Annotated in this window: 12 protein-coding genes; 2 read left to right on the top strand and 10 right to left on the bottom strand. The window is 58.0% G+C overall.

The window, feature by feature from the left end:
* Nucleotides 1–4: 4 nt before the first annotated feature.
* From JOE56_RS10845 to JOE56_RS10825, 5 genes are all read right to left on the bottom strand, one after another.
* Complete coding sequence (locus JOE56_RS10845) at nt 5–1,009, bottom strand: gluconeogenesis factor YvcK family protein (protein WP_204515976.1); 1,005 nt, start codon at nt 1,007–1,009, stop codon at nt 5–7.
* Nucleotides 1,010–1,903 (bottom strand): RNase adapter RapZ, encoded by an 894-nt coding sequence (gene rapZ, locus JOE56_RS10840; RefSeq protein WP_204515975.1) that lies wholly within the window; start codon nt 1,901–1,903, stop codon nt 1,010–1,012.
* Nucleotides 1,896–3,809 (bottom strand): excinuclease ABC subunit UvrC, encoded by a 1,914-nt coding sequence (gene uvrC, locus JOE56_RS10835; protein ID WP_204515974.1) that lies wholly within the window; start codon nt 3,807–3,809, stop codon nt 1,896–1,898. Before uvrC ends, rapZ begins: the two co-directional genes overlap by 8 nt.
* A complete protein-coding gene (gene uvrA, locus JOE56_RS10830; RefSeq protein ID WP_204515973.1) occupies nt 3,809–6,676 on the bottom strand; it encodes an excinuclease ABC subunit UvrA in 2,868 nt (955 codons plus the stop codon). The genes uvrC and uvrA overlap by 1 nt, the downstream gene beginning before the upstream one ends.
* A gap of 84 nt (nt 6,677–6,760) precedes the next feature.
* Nucleotides 6,761–9,274, bottom strand: a complete 2,514-nt coding sequence (locus tag JOE56_RS10825) for a DEAD/DEAH box helicase (RefSeq protein ID WP_204515972.1) — start codon at nt 9,272–9,274, stop codon at nt 6,761–6,763.
* Between the two features lie 47 nt (nt 9,275–9,321).
* Between JOE56_RS10825 and JOE56_RS10820 the strand changes: the two genes are divergently transcribed.
* A complete protein-coding gene (locus JOE56_RS10820) occupies nt 9,322–9,612 on the top strand; it encodes a YciI family protein (protein ID WP_204515971.1) in 291 nt (96 codons plus the stop codon).
* 11 nt (nt 9,613–9,623) lie between these two features.
* Here the strand turns inward: JOE56_RS10820 and JOE56_RS10815 are convergent, their stop codons facing one another.
* On the bottom strand, nt 9,624–10,616 hold the full coding sequence (locus JOE56_RS10815; protein ID WP_102238045.1) for a TerC family protein: 993 nt from the start codon (nt 10,614–10,616) through the stop codon (nt 9,624–9,626).
* A 136-nt stretch (nt 10,617–10,752) separates the two neighbouring features.
* Entirely contained in the window at nt 10,753–12,882 is a 2,130-nt protein-coding gene (uvrB, locus tag JOE56_RS10810; RefSeq protein ID WP_239530434.1) for an excinuclease ABC subunit UvrB, read from the bottom strand.
* Nucleotides 12,883–13,290: 408 nt separating this feature from the next.
* On the opposite strand from uvrB, the gene JOE56_RS10805 reads away from it, so the two are divergent.
* The gene (locus JOE56_RS10805; RefSeq protein ID WP_204515970.1) at nt 13,291–13,722 is read left to right on the top strand and encodes an OsmC family peroxiredoxin; all 432 of its coding nucleotides are present in this window, start codon (nt 13,291–13,293) and stop codon (nt 13,720–13,722) included.
* On the opposite strand, the gene coaE is transcribed toward JOE56_RS10805, so the two are convergent.
* From coaE to rpsA, 3 genes are all read right to left on the bottom strand, one after another.
* Entirely contained in the window at nt 13,711–14,310 is a 600-nt protein-coding gene (gene coaE / locus JOE56_RS10800) for a dephospho-CoA kinase (protein WP_239530433.1), read from the bottom strand. The two genes, JOE56_RS10805 and coaE, sit on opposite strands and share 12 nt — an antisense overlap.
* 27 nt (nt 14,311–14,337) lie before the next feature.
* Complete coding sequence (locus JOE56_RS10795; RefSeq protein ID WP_204515968.1) at nt 14,338–16,107, bottom strand: YfhO family protein; 1,770 nt, start codon at nt 16,105–16,107, stop codon at nt 14,338–14,340.
* Between the two features lie 91 nt (nt 16,108–16,198).
* Nucleotides 16,199–17,665 carry a 30S ribosomal protein S1 gene (rpsA, locus tag JOE56_RS10790; protein ID WP_204515967.1) on the bottom strand — a complete coding sequence of 489 codons (1,467 nt, stop codon included), beginning with the start codon at nt 17,663–17,665 and terminating at the stop codon, nt 16,199–16,201.
* Between the last annotated feature and the right edge of the window lie 31 nt (nt 17,666–17,696).

Genomic DNA, 17,696 nt, shown 5'->3' with positions numbered 1-17,696 from the left:
CCTTCTACCACTGCTCGTTCGTTGGAATCCCCGCATCGGACAAAATGTCACGGTAGCACGCGGCCAGTTTGAGGCTGTCGTGAACGCCGGGGGTGCTGGATTCCACGGACGCGAACCACGTGCGAGCCCCAAACAGGTTCGACGCGGTGGTCGCCAGTCCGGTCTGCCCGCTACCTGCTTCTTCATCCACGAGGACGTAGTCAATGCGCAGATCAGGCGCGTGTTCGTGGAGCACTCGCACGAAGTCACGCATGTGCATTCCGCGCCCTTCGTCCGTATCTCCGGGCAGGTTGAGTGTGAGGATTCGCACCGCGTCGCTCTCTCGGATCGCCTTCTGTAGCTGGGGCACCAGCATGTGAGGCATGACCGAGGTGTACCAGGACCCCGGCCCCAGGTTGAGCACGTCGGCGTTGGTGACGGATTCTAGGGTTTCCCGGCGGGCGGGCGGCGAGTCGGGTTCCAGGTGGACCTGTTTCACCGTTCCCGAGGTGGTTGCCACGTTGCACTGCCCGGATACCTTTTCGAGGTTGCCAGAGCCGTCGTCGACATCGGCGGTAATGGTGAGCGGGATACTCGACATGGGCAGGACGCGCCCTTGAGCGCGCACCAGCTGGGCCATCCAATCTAAGCCGTCAACCGGGTCGCCCAAGTGTTGCCACAGTGCAGTGATGAGCAGGTTACCTGCCGAGTGGTCATTGAGCGGTCCGTCGGAGACGAACCGGTGCTGAATGACGTCGCGCCAGGTTTGGCCCCATTCACTGTCGCCACACAGCGCGGCGAGTGCCATGCGTAAGTCCCCGGGTGGCAACACGTCGAACTCTTCGCGCAAACGACCGGAGGATCCGCCGTCGTCGGCAACCGTGACAACGGCGGTGAGGTTCTTAGTCAGTAACCTGAACGCTCGAAGCGCGGAGTAGAGTCCGTGGCCACCGCCAAATGCGACCACTCGAGGCCCGGCCATTTTTGACCGGGAGAAAAACACAGGTAGTTCGGTTGTGGGTATTTCCATTTATTCCCGCCCCAAGTCTCGGTGGCGCACGGTTACGCGTGCCTGGGTGCGGTCGGCTAAGCGTCGTGCGAGTTGTTCAGTGATGGCTACTGAGCGGTGCTTCCCTCCCGTACAACCGATAGCGACGGTTGCGTACGAACGGTGTTCCCGCAGATAGCCGTGAATAATTACGTCAAGCGTACTCAAGTACCTGTCGACAAAGGAAAGCGCCCCCGGCTGTGACAGCACATAGCTGGACACGGCTTCGTCTTCTCCGGTCATGGAACGCAGGTGAGGAATCCAGTACGGGTTGGGCAAGAAACGCACGTCAACAACGTTGTCTGCGTCCTTTGGAAGCCCGTATTTGAATCCGAAGCTCATGACTGTGATGCGCAGGGCAGACACGTTCTCGGTGTCGAAAATTCGCTTGATCTCGGCACCCAGCTGGTGGACGTTGAGGTCCGAGGTGTCGACCCGGTAGTCGGCTTTGTTACGAATCTCTGAAAGCATCGCGCGTTCCGCGTCGATTCCGTCAATGAGGGTTCCGTCTTCCTGCAACGGGTGGGGACGTCGCACCGATTCGAACCGCCTCACGAGCACTTCATCGGAGGCGTCGAGGAACAGGATTTTGATGCGTACACCTTGGTCCTGGTAGTCGGCCAAGGAGTTTTCTAGCTCGCTAAACGTGTACCGGCTTCGCACATCGGCGACGACCGCGACCTTGGGGAGTTTGCCGTCGGCCCTGGCGACCAGTTCCACCAGCGGAATGATCATCTGCGGTGGCAGGTTGTCAACGACGTACCACCCCAGGTCTTCGAGCGTGTTGGCAGCCGTGGACCTCCCGGCCCCGGACATTCCCGTGAGAACAAGAACTTCGAAGTCGCCACCCAGGATCGGCCCGGTCTGTTCAGTCATGCGCACGCCCTTCTGTCGGTTCTTCTACCGTACCCGCATTTTGCTCATCTGGTTGAGCTGGAGTGAAGTGACCATGGATCTTGTCAGCTAACTGGGGGCCGATCCCGCGTGCCTGCGTCAGCTCTTCAACGGACGCGGCTTTGATCTTCTTGAGTGACCCAAAATGCTTGAGCAGGGCTTTTTGTTTGGCAGCCCCGAGCCCCTCGATCGCGTCGAGTTCGGATCGCGTCATGGATGCCGAACGCTTTTGCCGGTGGTACGTGATTGCAAATCGGTGGGCTTCGTCGCGAATGCGCTGAAGCATGAATAGGCCCTCCGAATTACGCGGAAGAATGACGGGGAATTCGTCCCAGGGAACCCAGACTTCTTCTAAGCGTTTCGCAAGTCCCACCACGGTGATGTCGGGAATGCCGAGGTCGTGAAGGGCTTGCGTGGCCGCGTGGACCTGCGGAAGTGCCCCGTCGACGACGAGAAGGGACGGGCGGTATCCGAATCCGGAGTCATCCTTGCCCATGTTTTCCAGATAGCGTTCGAAGCGCCGGCTGACCACGTTGTACATCGCCGAGGTGTCATCCCGGGCGGCGTCCCCGGTCACTGAAAAACGTTTGTAGTCCTTCTTTTTGGGCAGGCCGTCTTCGAATACCACCAGCGAGCCCACCACGTTTTGGCCTGACGTGTGGGAGTTGTCGATGCATTCGATGCGTAGGGGTGGTTCTGTGAGGTCGAGTGCCTCGTGGATCTCGTTCAAGGCTTGAGAGCGCGTGGTGAGGTCTGAGGCGCGACGGGTTTTGTGCAGGGCAAGTGCTTTGTGTGCGTTGAGTTCGGCGGTTTCAAGGACCGCTTTCTTTTCTCCGCGCTGAGGGACGCGCATGTCGATCTTGGCTCCACGGACTGACCTGAGCCACTCCCCTAACAGTTCACTGTCCGTGGGTTCGTGGCTCGTCAGAATCTCGGTGGGGATCGCGTGAGTGTCCACATCGGTGTATGCCTGTCGGATCGCGTCTTCGATGAGCTCACCGGGTGCCTTGTCTTCCATGCGCTCAATGATCCAGCCACGCTGGCCCCGGATGCGTCCTCCGCGAATGTGGAACACCTGCACCGAGGCTTCCAGCTCTTCTGCGTAGAGACCAAAGACGTCGGCGTCCGCGTTCTGCGAGAGCACCACGGCGTTCTTATTCAGCACGGTTTCTAAGGCTGCGATTTCATCGCGCAAACGTGCAGCAGTTTCAAAGTCGAGGTTCGCGGACGCTTCCTTCATGGCCTGCTTGCGAACCGAGATGAATTTCCCGGAGTTACCTGACATGAATTCGATGACGCTTTTGACCAGTTCTGCATATTCGTCTCTGTCGATCTTCTCCACGCACGGTGCGGAACACTTGTCGATGTATCCCAACAGGCATGGACGTCCTTGACGCTGGGCCCGGTCGAACACCGTTTTGGCGCAGGTACGCACGGGGAATGCTTTCAGCAGTAAATCTAGGGACTCCCTGATGGCCCACACTGCGGTAAACGGGCCAAAGTACTTCACGCCCTTCTTGCGTTTGCCTCGCGTAACAAATACGCGCGGGTACTCGTCGCGCACCGTGATCGCCAAGTACGGGTAGGACTTGTCGTCCCGGAACATCACATTGAACCGTGGATTGAATTCGTTGATCCACGTCCATTCGAGTTGCAGGGCCTCGACTTCGGTTTTCACCACGGTCCAGTTCACACTGGCAGCCGTGTGAACCATGGTGAACGTGCGGGGGTGCAGACCCGCGGGGTCGGCAAAGTACGAATTCAACCTGTTGCGCAGGTTCTTCGCTTTGCCAACGTAGATCACGCGCCCGTCGGCATCGCGAAACGTGTAAACACCGGGGTCGGTGGGGATCTCCCCGGTTTTAGGCCGGTAGAGCTGTGGATCCACTACAAGCGTTCCCGTATCGCCGGCATGTTTGCAAGGAACCGTCCAGTGTGGCTGGCTTCTACCCCAGCAACCTCTTCTGGGGTACCGGTGGCAACCACGGTGCCACCACCTCGGCCGCCTTCCGGACCCATGTCGATGATGTAGTCCGCGGACGCGATCACATCCAGGTTGTGTTCGATGACAATGACCGTGTTGCCCTTGTTCACCAGCCCCTGCAGAACGCCCAAGAGTTTGCGAATGTCTTCGAAGTGCAGACCCGTGGTGGGTTCGTCGAGGACGTAGACAGTGCGACCTCGGGAGCGTTTTTGCAGCTCAGCCGCCAACTTGACGCGCTGCGCCTCTCCCCCAGACAGCGTGGTGGCAGGCTGCCCCAAACGGACGTACCCCAGCCCCACTTCGACAAGGGTCGACAGGTGGCGGTGAATGGCAGGGACCGCCGAGAAGAACTCGGTGGCTTCTTCGATGGGCATGTCCAGAACGTCAGCGATTGACTTGCCTTTGAATTTCACGTCCAGGGTTTCGCGGTTGTAGCGCTGACCCTTACACACTTCGCACGGGACGTAGACATCGGGGAGGAAGTTCATTTCGATCTTGATGGTTCCGTCACCGCTACAGTTTTCGCAGCGCCCACCCTTGACGTTGAACGAAAAGCGCCCTGGTTGGTATCCGCGGATGCGCGCGGTTTCGGTTTCCGCGAACAGTTTGCGCACGTGGTCGAATACGCCGGTGTAGGTGGCTGGGTTGGACCTGGGGGTGCGCCCAATGGGTGACTGGTCCACGTGAATGACCTTGTCCAGATTGTCCAGGCCGGTCACTCGCTTGTGCAGGCCGGGCACCTGTTTGGAGTTGTTGAGCTCGTTGGCCATCACGGTGTACAGAATGTCGTTCACCAGCGTTGATTTACCGGAACCGGATACACCGGTCACAGCGGTGAAAACGCCCAGTGGGAAGTCGACCTTGACGTTCTTCAGGTTGTTGGCACGTGCGCCTTCCACCGTGACGGTCCGTTTGGGATCGCGCGGGCGTCGATCCTGGGGGATCTCAATGGCCTTAGCTCCCGACATGTACGCACCGGTGATGGACTTCTTTTCTTTGAGAAGTCCTTTGTAGTCACCGGAGTAAATGACTTCACCACCGTGTTCCCCGGCGCCGGGACCAATGTCCACGATCCAGTCGGCGGTCTCGATGGTTTCTTCGTCGTGTTCGACCACGATGAGCGTGTTGCCCATGTCGCGCAAGCGCTGAAGGGTTTCGATGAGGCGACGGTTGTCGCGCTGGTGAAGCCCGATCGACGGTTCGTCCAGCACGTACAGGACACCCACCAAACCGGAACCGATCTGGGTAGCCAAGCGAATACGCTGCGCTTCGCCACCGGACAAGGTGCCCGCCGTGCGGTGCAGGGTCAGATATTCGAGCCCCACGTCGAGCAAGAAGCGCATACGCGCGCCAATTTCCTTGAGCACTTGCGCTGCGATCTGAGCGTCGCGTCCGTCGAGGTCCAGATTGGTAAGGAAGTGGGCAGCTTCGTCCAGTGGCATGTCGCTGACATCGGCAATCGACTTTCCGCCCACCAGCACGTGAAGTGCTTCCGGCTTGAGTCGCGTACCGTCGCATTCGGCACACGGAACTTCGCGCATATACGACTCATAGCGGGCACGCGAGTGTTCCGACTCGGTCTCTTGGTGCTTGCGCAGAATGTAGGCGAAAACGCCTTCGAAACCGGTGGAGTACGTGCGTTCGCGCCCAAACCGGTTGCGGTACTTGACGTGGACTTGGTAGTCCTTGCCTTCCAGAATCGCTGTGCGGTGTTTCTTACTCAGGTCCTTCCACGGGGTGTCCATGGAAAAGCCGAGGTCGTCCGCAAGTCCCTGCAAGAGTCGAGTGAAATATTTGGCTGTCGTCTTCCCCATGCTCCAGGGCGCGATCGCACCTTGTGCCAGGCTCAGGTCTTCGTTGGGGACGACAAGCTGCTGATCGACGTGCAGCCGCGTTCCGATTCCGTCGCACACGGGGCATGCTCCGAAAGGCGAGTTGAACGAGAACGTGCGTGGCTCAATTTCGTCGGTGGTCAACGGGTGTTCATTGGGGCACGAGAGGTGTTCCGAATACGTGCGCTTCTCCCCTGTTTCAACCAGTTCCACGTCAACGCGGCCGTTTGCTGTGGCAAGGGCGGTTTCCACAGAGTCGGTGAGCCGCTGGTGAATGCCGTCCTTGGCAATCAGGCGGTCGACAACCACGGAAATGTCGTGTTTGTACTGCTTCTTGAGCGTGGGTGGTTCGGTCAGGCTGACGGTTTCTCCGTCGACAACTGCACGTGAGAACCCTGCTTGTTGGAACTGTTGAAACAGATCGGTGAACTCGCCTTTACGCTGACGCACAACGGGGGCCATCACGATGAACTTGGTGCGTTCCGGCAGGGCGCTGAGCTGGTCAACGATCTGTTGTGGGGTCTGTCGCGTAATCGCTTCCCCACACGTGGGGCAATGCGGCTTACCGATACGCGCCCACAGCAGACGCATGAAGTCGTAGACCTCGGTAATGGTTCCCACGGTTGACCGGGGGTTGCGTGAGGTGGATTTCTGGTCGATCGAAACAGCTGGCGACAGCCCTTCGATGAGATCGACGTCTGGTTTGTCCATCTGCCCCAAGAACATGCGGGCATACGAAGACAGAGATTCGACGTAGCGTCGCTGCCCTTCAGCGAAAATTGTGTCAAACGCCAGCGAGGATTTTCCAGAGCCGGAAAGCCCCGTGAACACGACAAGTGAATCACGCGGAATCGAAACGTCGACGTTCTTGAGATTGTGCGCGCGGGCGCCTTTGACGAGCAATGTATCCAGATGCGAAATGCCTTTACTCACGCTCATTAGTGTATGCGCTTTCGAATATATATTCGATGTGAGATGCCTGACCTGTGCGAACCTCAGTCCTCAATTGCAAGGCAGAACACCTCAGCTCCCAGTCAGCGGCCCTACGTCAAGGATCTCAACAACGACCTCGCCGGCTTCGTCACTCGCGGGCAGATCCACGCGCGCAGTGATCGCCCAGTCCATGTCCCCTTCCGGGTCGTCAAGGATCTGACGAACCGTCCATTCTTCATCGTTTGTGTCGAGAAGCGTGAAGAACTTGGGTCCGCGCGAGTCGTTGCTCACGCCCAGGTCGCCGTATTCGTCGTAGAAATCTTCGATTGCGTCTTCCCACTTCTTCTGTGTCCAGCCGGATTCTCCGTCGAGGTCTCCCAGCGCGTCATATGCCGCCCGCTCAGCCAGAATGACCCGGTGGAACATGGCATTCCGCACGGCGCGAGTGAACGCCTGGGTGTCAGATGAGAACGTGCGGGACATATCCAAGGCGGGTAACACCTCGGCCTCATCCCCGGCATTCTTGAGCGCTTCCCACTCTTCCACCAGCGAGGAATCCACTCGCATCACGGTGGGACCTAACCATTCGATGATGGACGTGAGTTCTTCATTGCGCAGGTCGTGGGGCACGTTCTGCACGAGCGAGCGATACACGTCCGTGAGGTACCGCAGGAGCCCACCTTCAACGCGGGCTAGCCCGTAGTAGTTGACGAACTGGGAGAAGTTCATCGAGTGTTCCACCATGTCGGCAACCACGGCCTTGGGGGTGATGCCGATTTCGCGCAGCCACGGCGCGTTGTGGGTGAACGCGTCAAAGGCTTCTTCAAGAACCTCTCCGTTGGGTTGCGGGTAGGTGATTTCGTCCAGGATCTCCATACGTTCGGCATAGTCGACGCCGTCAGCTTTGAGCGCCGCCAACTCTTCGCGTTTGATCCGGTTGAGCTGGCCTTTGAGCACTGCGTAGGACACCTCGGTGGTCGCTTCGATCACTGAGAGGACGTCCATCGCGTACGTGTCGGATTCGGGGTCGAACAGTTCCAGCGCGGCAAGCGCGAACGGCGACAGTGGCTGGTTGAGCGCAAACTGTGGTCCCAAATCTTTCACGGGCGCATATTCGACCCGGTCCCCCACCACGCGACGCTCGATCACGCCTGCGTCCAGTAAGTTGCGCCCAATGCGCAGGGCACGCAGGTACATATCGAGGGTGTTGTCGTCGTGGCTGGAATCGATGAAGTCCTTGACGGTGTCCACGCTGGCGTGAGGACGGCTGAGCAAGTTGATTACCGTTGAGTGGGTAATGCGCATGCGGCTCTTGAGTTCTTCGGGCTTGCCTTCGACCAGGTGGTTGAACGTGGTTTCTGACCAGTTCACGAATCCTTCCGGAGCTTGCTTCTTGACCACTTTTCGGCGTTTCTTGGGATCGTCTCCGGCCTTGAGTAGCGCCTTCTTGTTCTCAATGACGTGTTCGGGCGCTTGGGCGACCACAAAACCTTCTGTATCGAATCCAGCGCGCCCGGCTCGCCCGACGATCTGTTGAAATTCGCGGACCCGCAAGCGACGTTGGCGGAACCCGTCGAATTTGGTGAGGCCGGTGAGCACCACGGTGCGGATGGGCACGTTGATTCCCACTCCCAACGTGTCCGTACCCGAGATCACGGACAGCTTTCCGTTCGACGCCAAGTGTTCAACCAGTCGCCTGTATTTGGGGAGCATGCCGGCGTGGTGGACTCCCACTCCCGCCAAGAGCATCCGCTTGAGTGTGACGCCAAATCCTTTAGAGAACCCAAACCCGCGGATCTCTTCTGCGATTTCTTCGCGCTGTTCACGTGTTGCGAGGTTGGCGTTGACCACGCTGCTGGCCAGTTCCACCGCGGCGGCTTGCGCAAAGGACACCACATAGATGGGGGCTTTGTTGTCGCGCACCAGTTTGCTCAGGGTTTCGTGGAGTGGTTCTTCCGAGTAGGCGTAGCTGAGTGGTACCGGCCGGTGGGCGGACGTGATGAGTGAGCATTCGCGTCCGGTGAGTTCGGTGAGGGATTTTTGAATCGCCGAGGTGTCCCCCAGGGTCGCCGACATGAGGACGAACTGTGCGGCGGGGAGGGTGAGAAGGGGTGTCTGCCACGCCCATCCGCGTTGCGGGTCGGCGAAGTAATGGAATTCATCCATGACGACCATGCCCACGTCTAAGGTGGCGCCTTCGCGCAGGGCCTGGTTGGCGAGGATTTCGGCTGTTGCACAGATGATGGGAGCATCTGCGTTGACGGTGGAGTCGCCTGTCACCATTCCCACGTTCTCAGCGCCAAAGATGTGAGTGAGGTCAAAAAATTTTTCGCTCACGAGCGCTTTGATGGGCGCGGTGTAGTACGTGCGTTGTCCGCGACACAGCGCAAAGAACGCGGCGGCTAACGCAACCATCGATTTCCCTGAGCCTGTGGGCGTTGCCATGATGGTGTTGTCGCCGGTGAGGATCGCCAGAATTGCTTCTTCTTGCGCTGGGTACAGCGTTATGCCCGTGTCCTTTGTGTACTCGACAAATGTCTCAAAAAGCGTGTCGGAATCTGCGAACTCTTCCGGGACACGATAAAGATGTGGCAAGGCGAACAACTTTCCATCAATTTCGTCTACATATCGACCCTAACAGGGAGGCACACATGGCGACTTTTGCCGTTGTTTACGAATACGGACCCGACACCGAGACCCGCATGAACGCGCGTCCTGAGCACCGCGCGTGGCAGAAGCGGTTGAACGAAGCGTGCGTTCTGCTCGCATCTGGCCCGCTGGAGTCAGAGGACCAGCCTGGCGGGCTCTTGATCTTCCGTACGGACGATCAAGCAAATGTGGAGGATCTGTTAGCCCAGGACCCCTACGCGGAGATCGGAGTGATCGCGTCCACGCAGGTGCGTCCCTGGAACCCGGTGTTCGGACCGTTTGCTAAGGCTTAGTCGATGTGGGCCTAGCTGTCGTCTTTTTCGTGGTGCGTCATCGAACCGAACGTAATGCGGTCTGGCGTGCGACGCGCCTTGATCAGACTTGCGATCGTTGCGATGAGCATCGCGGAGACGATGAAGCCCAGTGATACCCATGTGTTGATTTCGGGAACACCCGGGAACCAGGTTTCGTGCATGGCGTGCAGGATGAGCTTGACACCAATGAACGCCAAGATCGCCGCGATCCCGTACTTGAGGTATTCGAGCCTGTCCAAGAGACCACCCAGCAGGAAGTACAGCTGACGCAGACCCATGAGAGCGAACAAGTTCGCGGTAAACACAATGAACGGGCTCTGGGTGATACCGAAGATCGCGGGAATTGAGTCCAGCGCGAACATCACGTCGGTAGTTCCAACCGCGAGGAACACTAGCAACATGGGCGTCCAGTGCTTCACACCATTCACTCTGGTGCGGAGTTTGTTGCCGTCGTATTCGTCGGTGTAGTTGATCCGCTTCTTAAGGAATTTCACGAAGCCGGTGTCTTCGTCGCTTTCTTCTTCATCACCAAATGCCTGTTTAAACGCGGTGTAGAGCAGGAAGATACCGAAGATGTAGAACACGCCCACGAACAATTCGATGATCCATGCCCCGGCAAGAATGAAGGCGCCGCGGAAAATCAAAGCAACAATGATGCCCACCATGAGCACTTCTTGTTGATATTTCTTGGGGACCGAGAACCTGCTCAAGATGATCACGAAGACGAACAGGTTGTCGATTGACAACGAGTATTCGGTGAGCCAACCCGCTAAGAACTCAACGCCGTGGTCCGTGTCGCCAATCGCGAACATCAGTCCCGCGAAGATGAGTGCCAAGACCACGTAGAACACCACCCACCCGGTGGCTTCTTTCATCGAAGGGATGTGTGGTCGTTTGAGAATGATCAGAAGATCAAAGACCAAGAGGAGCACGAGGACGATCAGCGAACCGACCTCGAACCACAAGGGTAAAGCTGTAGACATGCGAGCCTTTCGTCGATTACTCGAAAGTCTCTCCCGCGTGTGTGACGCCTAGACTCCGGGTGCCTGTACACCGTGATGACGAAGTCTCGTTATGGGATACTCCCCTTCGCAAACTTCTTCAGTCTAGCTGATCCTCTTAGGATTCGCGTTGCATTGTGCGCAGTTCCTTCTTGATGTCTTGGAGTTCATCACGCAGGCGGGCAGCCAGCTCGAACTGAAGTTGTTCGGCCGCTTCGTGCATTTGTTCAGTGAGTTGGGCAGCCAGTTCTGCGAGATTTTCACTGGGCGCAGTCGTGACATCGGGTTTGAGCGTGTCAGATTTCACAGAGTTGAATCCACGTTTGCCCTTGCCGTAATCAAACTCGGTGAGCAGTTCGCGTGTGTCTTCGTCTTCGCGTTGCAGGCGTTCCGTAATATCTGCAATCTTCTTGACCAGAGGCTTGGGGTCAATTCCGTGCTCTTTGTTGTATGCGAGCTGGATCTCGCGACGACGGTTGGTTTCGTCGATCGCTTCCCGCATGCTCGGAGTGATGGTGTCTCCGTACATGTGTACTTCACCGTTGACGTTACGAGCGGCGCGTCCAATCGTCTGGATGAGTGACTTGGACGACCGCAAGAACCCTTCTTTGTCGGCGTCCAAGATCGCTACGAGGCTCACCTCAGGAAGGTCCAGACCCTCACGAAGCAAGTTGATACCTACGAGCACGTCAAACACGCCGGCGCGCAGTTCACTTAAGAGTTCAACGCGTTTGAGCGTGTCCACGTCCGAGTGCAAATACTGGACTTTGATGTCGTGTTCAAGCAGATAGTCGGTGAGGTCCTCTGCCATTTTCTTGGTGAGCGTGGTGACCAGAACACGCTCGTTTTTCTCGATACGGTCGCGGATCTCCCCCAGAAGGTCGTCGATCTGTCCGCGCGTGGGTTTGACGGTGACCTTGGGGTCCACCAGACCGGTAGGGCGAATGATCTGCTCGACGACACCTCGGGACCGTTCGAGTTCAAAGTCACCCGGGGTCGCTGACAGATAGACGGTCTGGCCAATCCTTTGGAGGAACTCGTCAAACTTCAACGGGCGGTTATCCAAGGCGCTGGGCAGTCGGAAGCCGTGCTCTACCAGCGTGCGTTTGCGGGACATGTCGCCTTCGTACATGCCACCGATCTGTGGCACGGTGACGTGGGACTCGTCGACGACCAGCAGGAAGTCTTCCGGGAAGTAGTCCAGCAGGCAGTTGGGAGCGGTGCCTGCCGCGCGCCCGTCAATGTGCCGCGAGTAGTTTTCAATACCCGAGGTGAATCCCATCGACTGCATCATCTCGAGGTCGTATGTAGTGCGCATTTTCAAGCGTTGCGCTTCGAGAAGTTTGTTTTGCTTCTCAAGTTCCGCCAGGCGCACTTGCAGTTCGTCTTCGATCGCTGCGATCGCCTTACCCATCCGGTTTTCGCCGGCCACATAGTGGGAAGCGGGGAAAATGTGCACGATGTCTTCGTCACGGATCACTTCGCCTGTGAGTGGGTGCAGGGTGTGAAGTGCTTCGATTTCATCGCCGAAGAATTCGATGCGGATGGCGAGTTCTTCGTACTGCGGGATGATTTCGACCGTGTCGCCGCGTACCCGGAAGGTTCCGCGGGTGAACGCCATGTCGTTGCGGGTGTACTGCATTTCGACGAAGCGTTTGAGCAGCTCATCGCGGTCGACTTCTTCACCGACGTCGAGCGAGACCATCCGGTCCACGTACTCTTCTGGGGTTCCCAGACCGTAGATACAGGAGACGGTGGAGACCACGACGACGTCGCGTCGGGTGAGCAGTGAGTTGGTTGCCGAGTGGCGGAGGCGTTCCACTTCATCGTTGATAGACGAGTCTTTTTCGATGAATGTGTCGGTTTGTGGAACGTACGCTTCTGGCTGGTAGTAGTCGTAGTACGACACGAAGTATTCGACCGCGTTGTGTGGCAGAAGCTGTCGGAACTCGTTGGCCAGCTGCGCGGCCAAGGTCTTGTTGGGCGCCATGATGAGCGTGGGTCGTTGGACTTTTTCGATCAGCCACGCGGTGGTTGCCGATTTACCGGTACCGGTAGCACCCAAGAGCACGACGTCTTTTTCGCCGTCGTCGAGCCTGCGCGCGATCTCCTCAATCGCTGTTGGCTGGTCACCCGACGGGCTGTACTCGCTAACCACCTCGAACGGGGCGACGCGCCGCTGCACGTCAGGGCGGTGCCCAATCGCCGGAACGGGAATGTTGGCAGGAGTGCTCGGCTCAGTGCTCATTCTCCCAGCCTAACGCGTGAGGAAAACCGAGTAGATCGGACCCGCGCGAACGGACTATGTAGCAGAAAAAGGAATCGGGTTCATCGCGATGAGACCCACCGAGGTCGTAACGAGGGCTGTGACTCCCGTAAGTACCAGCGCCAGCCCGGGTGTGTATTTCCACGACCACAGGAAATATGAACACGTACCAATGGTCGCGCAAATCAGAGGGCCATAGTGTGGAAAACCGGAGGCAAGCATCCACCCCACTAAATACCAGACCACGGCAAGCAGAACTATGCCCACACATGCAAGTAACCGGGACAACCCTGGCTTCATCACCATCATTCTCCAAGCCTAACGCGTGAACACGCACATCACGCCCGGTGACGTTAGCATGAAAGTAGCTCTCTAACAGAAAGGCTTCTTATGTCCGTCATTTCTAAGGCTCAGGCAACGTGGACGGGTTCACTTGCGTCCGGCAACGGAACCGTGTCGCTGAACTCGTCACAGCTAGGCAACTTCCCTCTCACGTGGAAGGCCCGTTCAGAAAACGCGCCGTCTGCAGACGCAACGACTCCAGAAGAACTGCTGGGTGCGGCTCACGCCAGCTGCTACAGCATGGCTCTGGCAAACCTGCTGGCTCAAGAAGGTGTCGCAGTCGAATCGATTTCCACCGGTGCAGATGTCACCTTTGATCCGGAGAAGGGCATCACCAAGATTCATCTGTACACCGTGGGTCGCGTTGAAGGACTTGCAACAGCCAACTTCGAAACGATCGCGCAGCGCGCTAAAAAGGACTGCCCGGTCTCACGCGCCCTCAAGGGTGTCGATATTGACGTGACTGCGTCACTCGCGTGAGATAAACCGCTCCCACATCTGTTCGAACTGGGCGCGCAGGTGTTCGATGTCTCCCGAATTGTCGAGAGCAACATCGCACACCGCGCGCCTTTGTTCATCCGTGGCCTGAGCGGCGATGCGTTTCTTCGCGTCCTCTGAATCCATGCCACGGAGCTCTGTGAGCCGCTGCAAGCGAACTTCAGCCGGGGTATCGACCAGGACGGTCAGGTCGTAGTTCCCTGCCAAACCGGCTTCTACCAACAGTGGAACGTCGTGGACAATCACTGAGTGTTCACCGCGTAGCGCGTCGATTCGCTTTGACGTTTCCGCACTGATCGCTGGGTGCATGATGGCATTCAGGGCTTCGTGCGACTCAGCGTCCGCGAACGCGACTTCTGCGAGCTTCCCACGGTTGAGCTCGCCATCTGCGCCCAGAATACTGTCCCCAAAGTGTTCCACCAGCTCGGCAAGTGCGGGCTCCCCCGGCTTTACCACGTCGCGGGCAATCGCGTCCGCATCGACAATGGGCACGCCCCGCTCTTCAAACAGCTGAGCCACTGTGGATTTTCCTGCGCCGATTCCGCCTGTCAGGCCAATGAGCATCACCATGCACACCATGGTAGACGCTCCACCCGCCTACAACTGGATCACGTACACCCCGCCCACGAACTGGACTTGAGCATTGGACGACTCCGAAACTGCGCGTGCAATATCGCTCGCCGGGTGTTTAAGCCCAGCACCCGAGTCCGTCACCGCGACGTACTCCACGCCCTCCCCGCGAAGCTCCTCCACAGCTTCACGCACCTGGTGTGGTTCCGGCATCGCGTCATCCTTCATGATCTCGTCCAGCTGAGTCGTTTCCGACTGGTACGCCACCGGTACGTTCTCACGTGATCCAATGAAATACCCGTCCACCTGTTTGAACCACATGCCGGACACTGCCTGCCCCACGAGCGATTCGTTGCTGTGAGGGCTCGCGGACGCCACCGGCCGGGGCATCATTTTCACGGTCGAGCCCCGCGGAATGTGCTCACGAACGGCGTCGTCATAGAAGCTGGGGTAGGCAATGTTGCGTGTTTCTACCGTTCCCGAGGTGGTTGTCAGCGCGATGAGGACCGTCGCCACCGCCAGGAGCGGGGTGAAACGCGGGCGAACCGTGTGCCATGCGATCGCCAACAGCAGTGCGAGCATGAGCGCTACGTGAACGCTCATGCGCATGGGGAGCACGTTTTCCAGAACCGGTGTGCTTTCAACCAAACGGAACGGACCGGTGTTCACGGTGGCAGTTCCGTTGACAAACATGGGTGAGCCCATCGACAAAATGAACATCACAACGGCAACCACCGCGAAGGTGCGAACGCGAGCCGACATCGCGTGGTTGATACCAAGAACCACCACGATCACGGCGACCGTCAAAAGCCACGGCCACCCGAGGTATCCCCCGATCTCGGCGTCATCGATACCAATCACACGTTGAATCTCTCGCCCGGCAGATATGAGGGTGAACTTTCCCGGTGTCACGGGGTCCAAAAGGTCGTTATTCCAAATTCCATGGGGACGAATGGGACCTTCAGGCTTCCCTGGAAGAGCAAACATCGTGATCAACAAGGGCAGTCCGCACACAACAGCGACGCCTACCGCCCCTGCACCACCTACAGCGATACGACGTACACCTTCGCGAAACTCTGTCCACCGCAGAGCAACTGTGACAACAAGAAGCACCACTGCCATGAGGAACGTGTGCGCCAAGAGTTCATTCGACAGATAGAACTGCCAGCCCACCGCACAGCCCAGCAGAACCGCATTCACCCAGGTACGACCTCGGCCGGTCACTAACCTTTCCACGAACCCAACTACCAGAGGCGGCAACACCGCAAAAGCCAGGTTCAAGTGGCCGGCAGACTGCGCGATCACATACGTGGAAAAGCCGTATGCGATTCCTGCAACAAAGGCTGGCCGGCGCGACACGAACTGCGCGACTGCCCACGCGGCCGCCAGCGCGCACGCGACCGGGGCGCACATGATCGCTACGTTGTACGCAACAACCGGCCCCCACACCAGCGTCACGGGAACCAGTGGCACGGCCAGTCCCATGACCGAGGTGTTCCACCCGCCATTGACCCCTGCCGGGTAGTTCATCGAAGTGGTGTACAGCAGGTTTCGTTCCCCGGAGCCTAAACCAATCCAGGACAGCACCACGTCAGCTGCATGGGCGAACCAGAAGATGAACAGGGACGAGTCGTCGTTGCTGGCGAACACGCGATGCCCCATGTCACCCACCAAGCGCCCGTATGTCAGAACTGACAGCAGAACGCACACGGCAAAGAACAAAAACCATTCCCGGCGTGAATCAGTGAGCCAGGAACGCAACCGTGTGCGTGACGGGATCCAGCGGGTGACAGTCATGGGCAGTCCAAAGGGTCGGAGGTGAACACGGGAATTCGTGGCATGCAAAAGGCTCCCGCACCGCGGTGCGGGAGCCTTCTACACAGAGCTATTAGTTACCAGCGAGCTTTTCGCGCAGAGCTGCGAGAGCTTCGTCAGAGGCCAGCGTACCTTCGTCGCTTGCTTCTTCCGTGCTGTAGTTAGCTGCAGGCTCGGCTGGAGCTTCAGCAACGGCTTCTGCGTCGGCGGCGATTGCGCGTGCAACCTGCTTCTTGTGCTCTTCCCAACGGGCCTGAGCGGCAGCGTACTGCTGTTCCCAAGCTTCGCGCTGTTCGTCGTACCCTTCCATCCATTCCTGGGTTTCTGGGTCGAAGCCTTCTGGGTACTTGTAGTTACCGTCTTCGTCGTATTCCTGAACCATTCCGTACAGGGCTGGGTCGAGGAACTCTTCAGCGTCAGGGTCGACACCTTCGTTAGCCTGCTTGAGCGACAGCGAGATGCGACGACGCTCGAGGTCGATGTCAATAACCTTGACGTAGACGGTTTCGTCAACCGAAACAACCTGTTCAGGCAGGTCAACGTGGCGAACAGCAAGTTCAGAGATGTGAACCAGACCTTCGATTCCGTCTTCAACGCGAACGAACGCACCGAATGGAACGAGCTTGGTGACCTTACCAGGAACGATCTGTCCGATAACGTGCGTGCGAGCGAAGTGCTGCCATGGGTCTTCCTGAGTTGCCTTGAGCGACAGGGAGACGCGTTCGCGATCCATGTCCACGTCGAGAACCTCGACGGTGACTTCGTCGCCAACGGTAACAACTTCGTTGGGGTGGTCGATGTGCTTCCAGGACAGTTCGGAAACGTGAACCAGACCGTCTACGCCACCCAGGTCCACGAATGCACCGAAGTTGACGATCGAGGAAACAACACCCGGACGAACCTGGCCCTTCTGGAGGGTCTGCAGGAAGTCGTGGCGAACGGTGGACTGGGTTTCTTCCAGCCATGCGCGACGCGACAGAACAACGTTGTTGCGGTTCTTATCGAGTTCGATGATCTTAGCGTCGACCTTCTGGCCGATGTAGGGAGCGAGGTCACGGACGCGACGCATCTCAACGAGGGATGCAGGAAGGAATCCGCGAAGCCCGATGTCAACGATAAGTCCACCCTTGACAACTTCGATGACGGTACCGGTGACGACACCTTCGTCTTCCTTGACCTTCTCAATGTCTCCCCAAGCACGCTCGTACTGTGCGCGCTTCTTGGACAGCATGAGGCGACCGTCTTTGTCTTCCTTGGTCAGAACCAAAGCCTCGATGGGGTCTCCCACCTCGACGACCTCTGCTGGATCTACGTCGTGCTTGATCGACAGTTCACGCGAAAGGATGACTCCTTCCGTCTTGTAGCCAATGTCGACCAGAACTTCGTCGCGATCTACTTTGACGATGGTTCCTTCAACGATATCTCCGTCGTTGAAGTACTTGATGGTTTCGTCTACGGCCGCGAGGAATTCGTCAGCAGAGCCGATGTCGTTAACGGCAACCTGCGAGTTCTTCGCCGTTTCCGGCGTGGTGGTGGTCATAAAGGTAGGGACTCCGTAAATGGACTTACAC

This window comes from Brevibacterium paucivorans, from assembly GCF_016907735.1.
GTDB lineage: Bacteria > Actinomycetota > Actinomycetes > Actinomycetales > Brevibacteriaceae > Brevibacterium > Brevibacterium paucivorans.
Note: the sequence above shows the minus strand (reverse complement) of the source record. Positions and strands in the feature narration are given on the sequence as shown.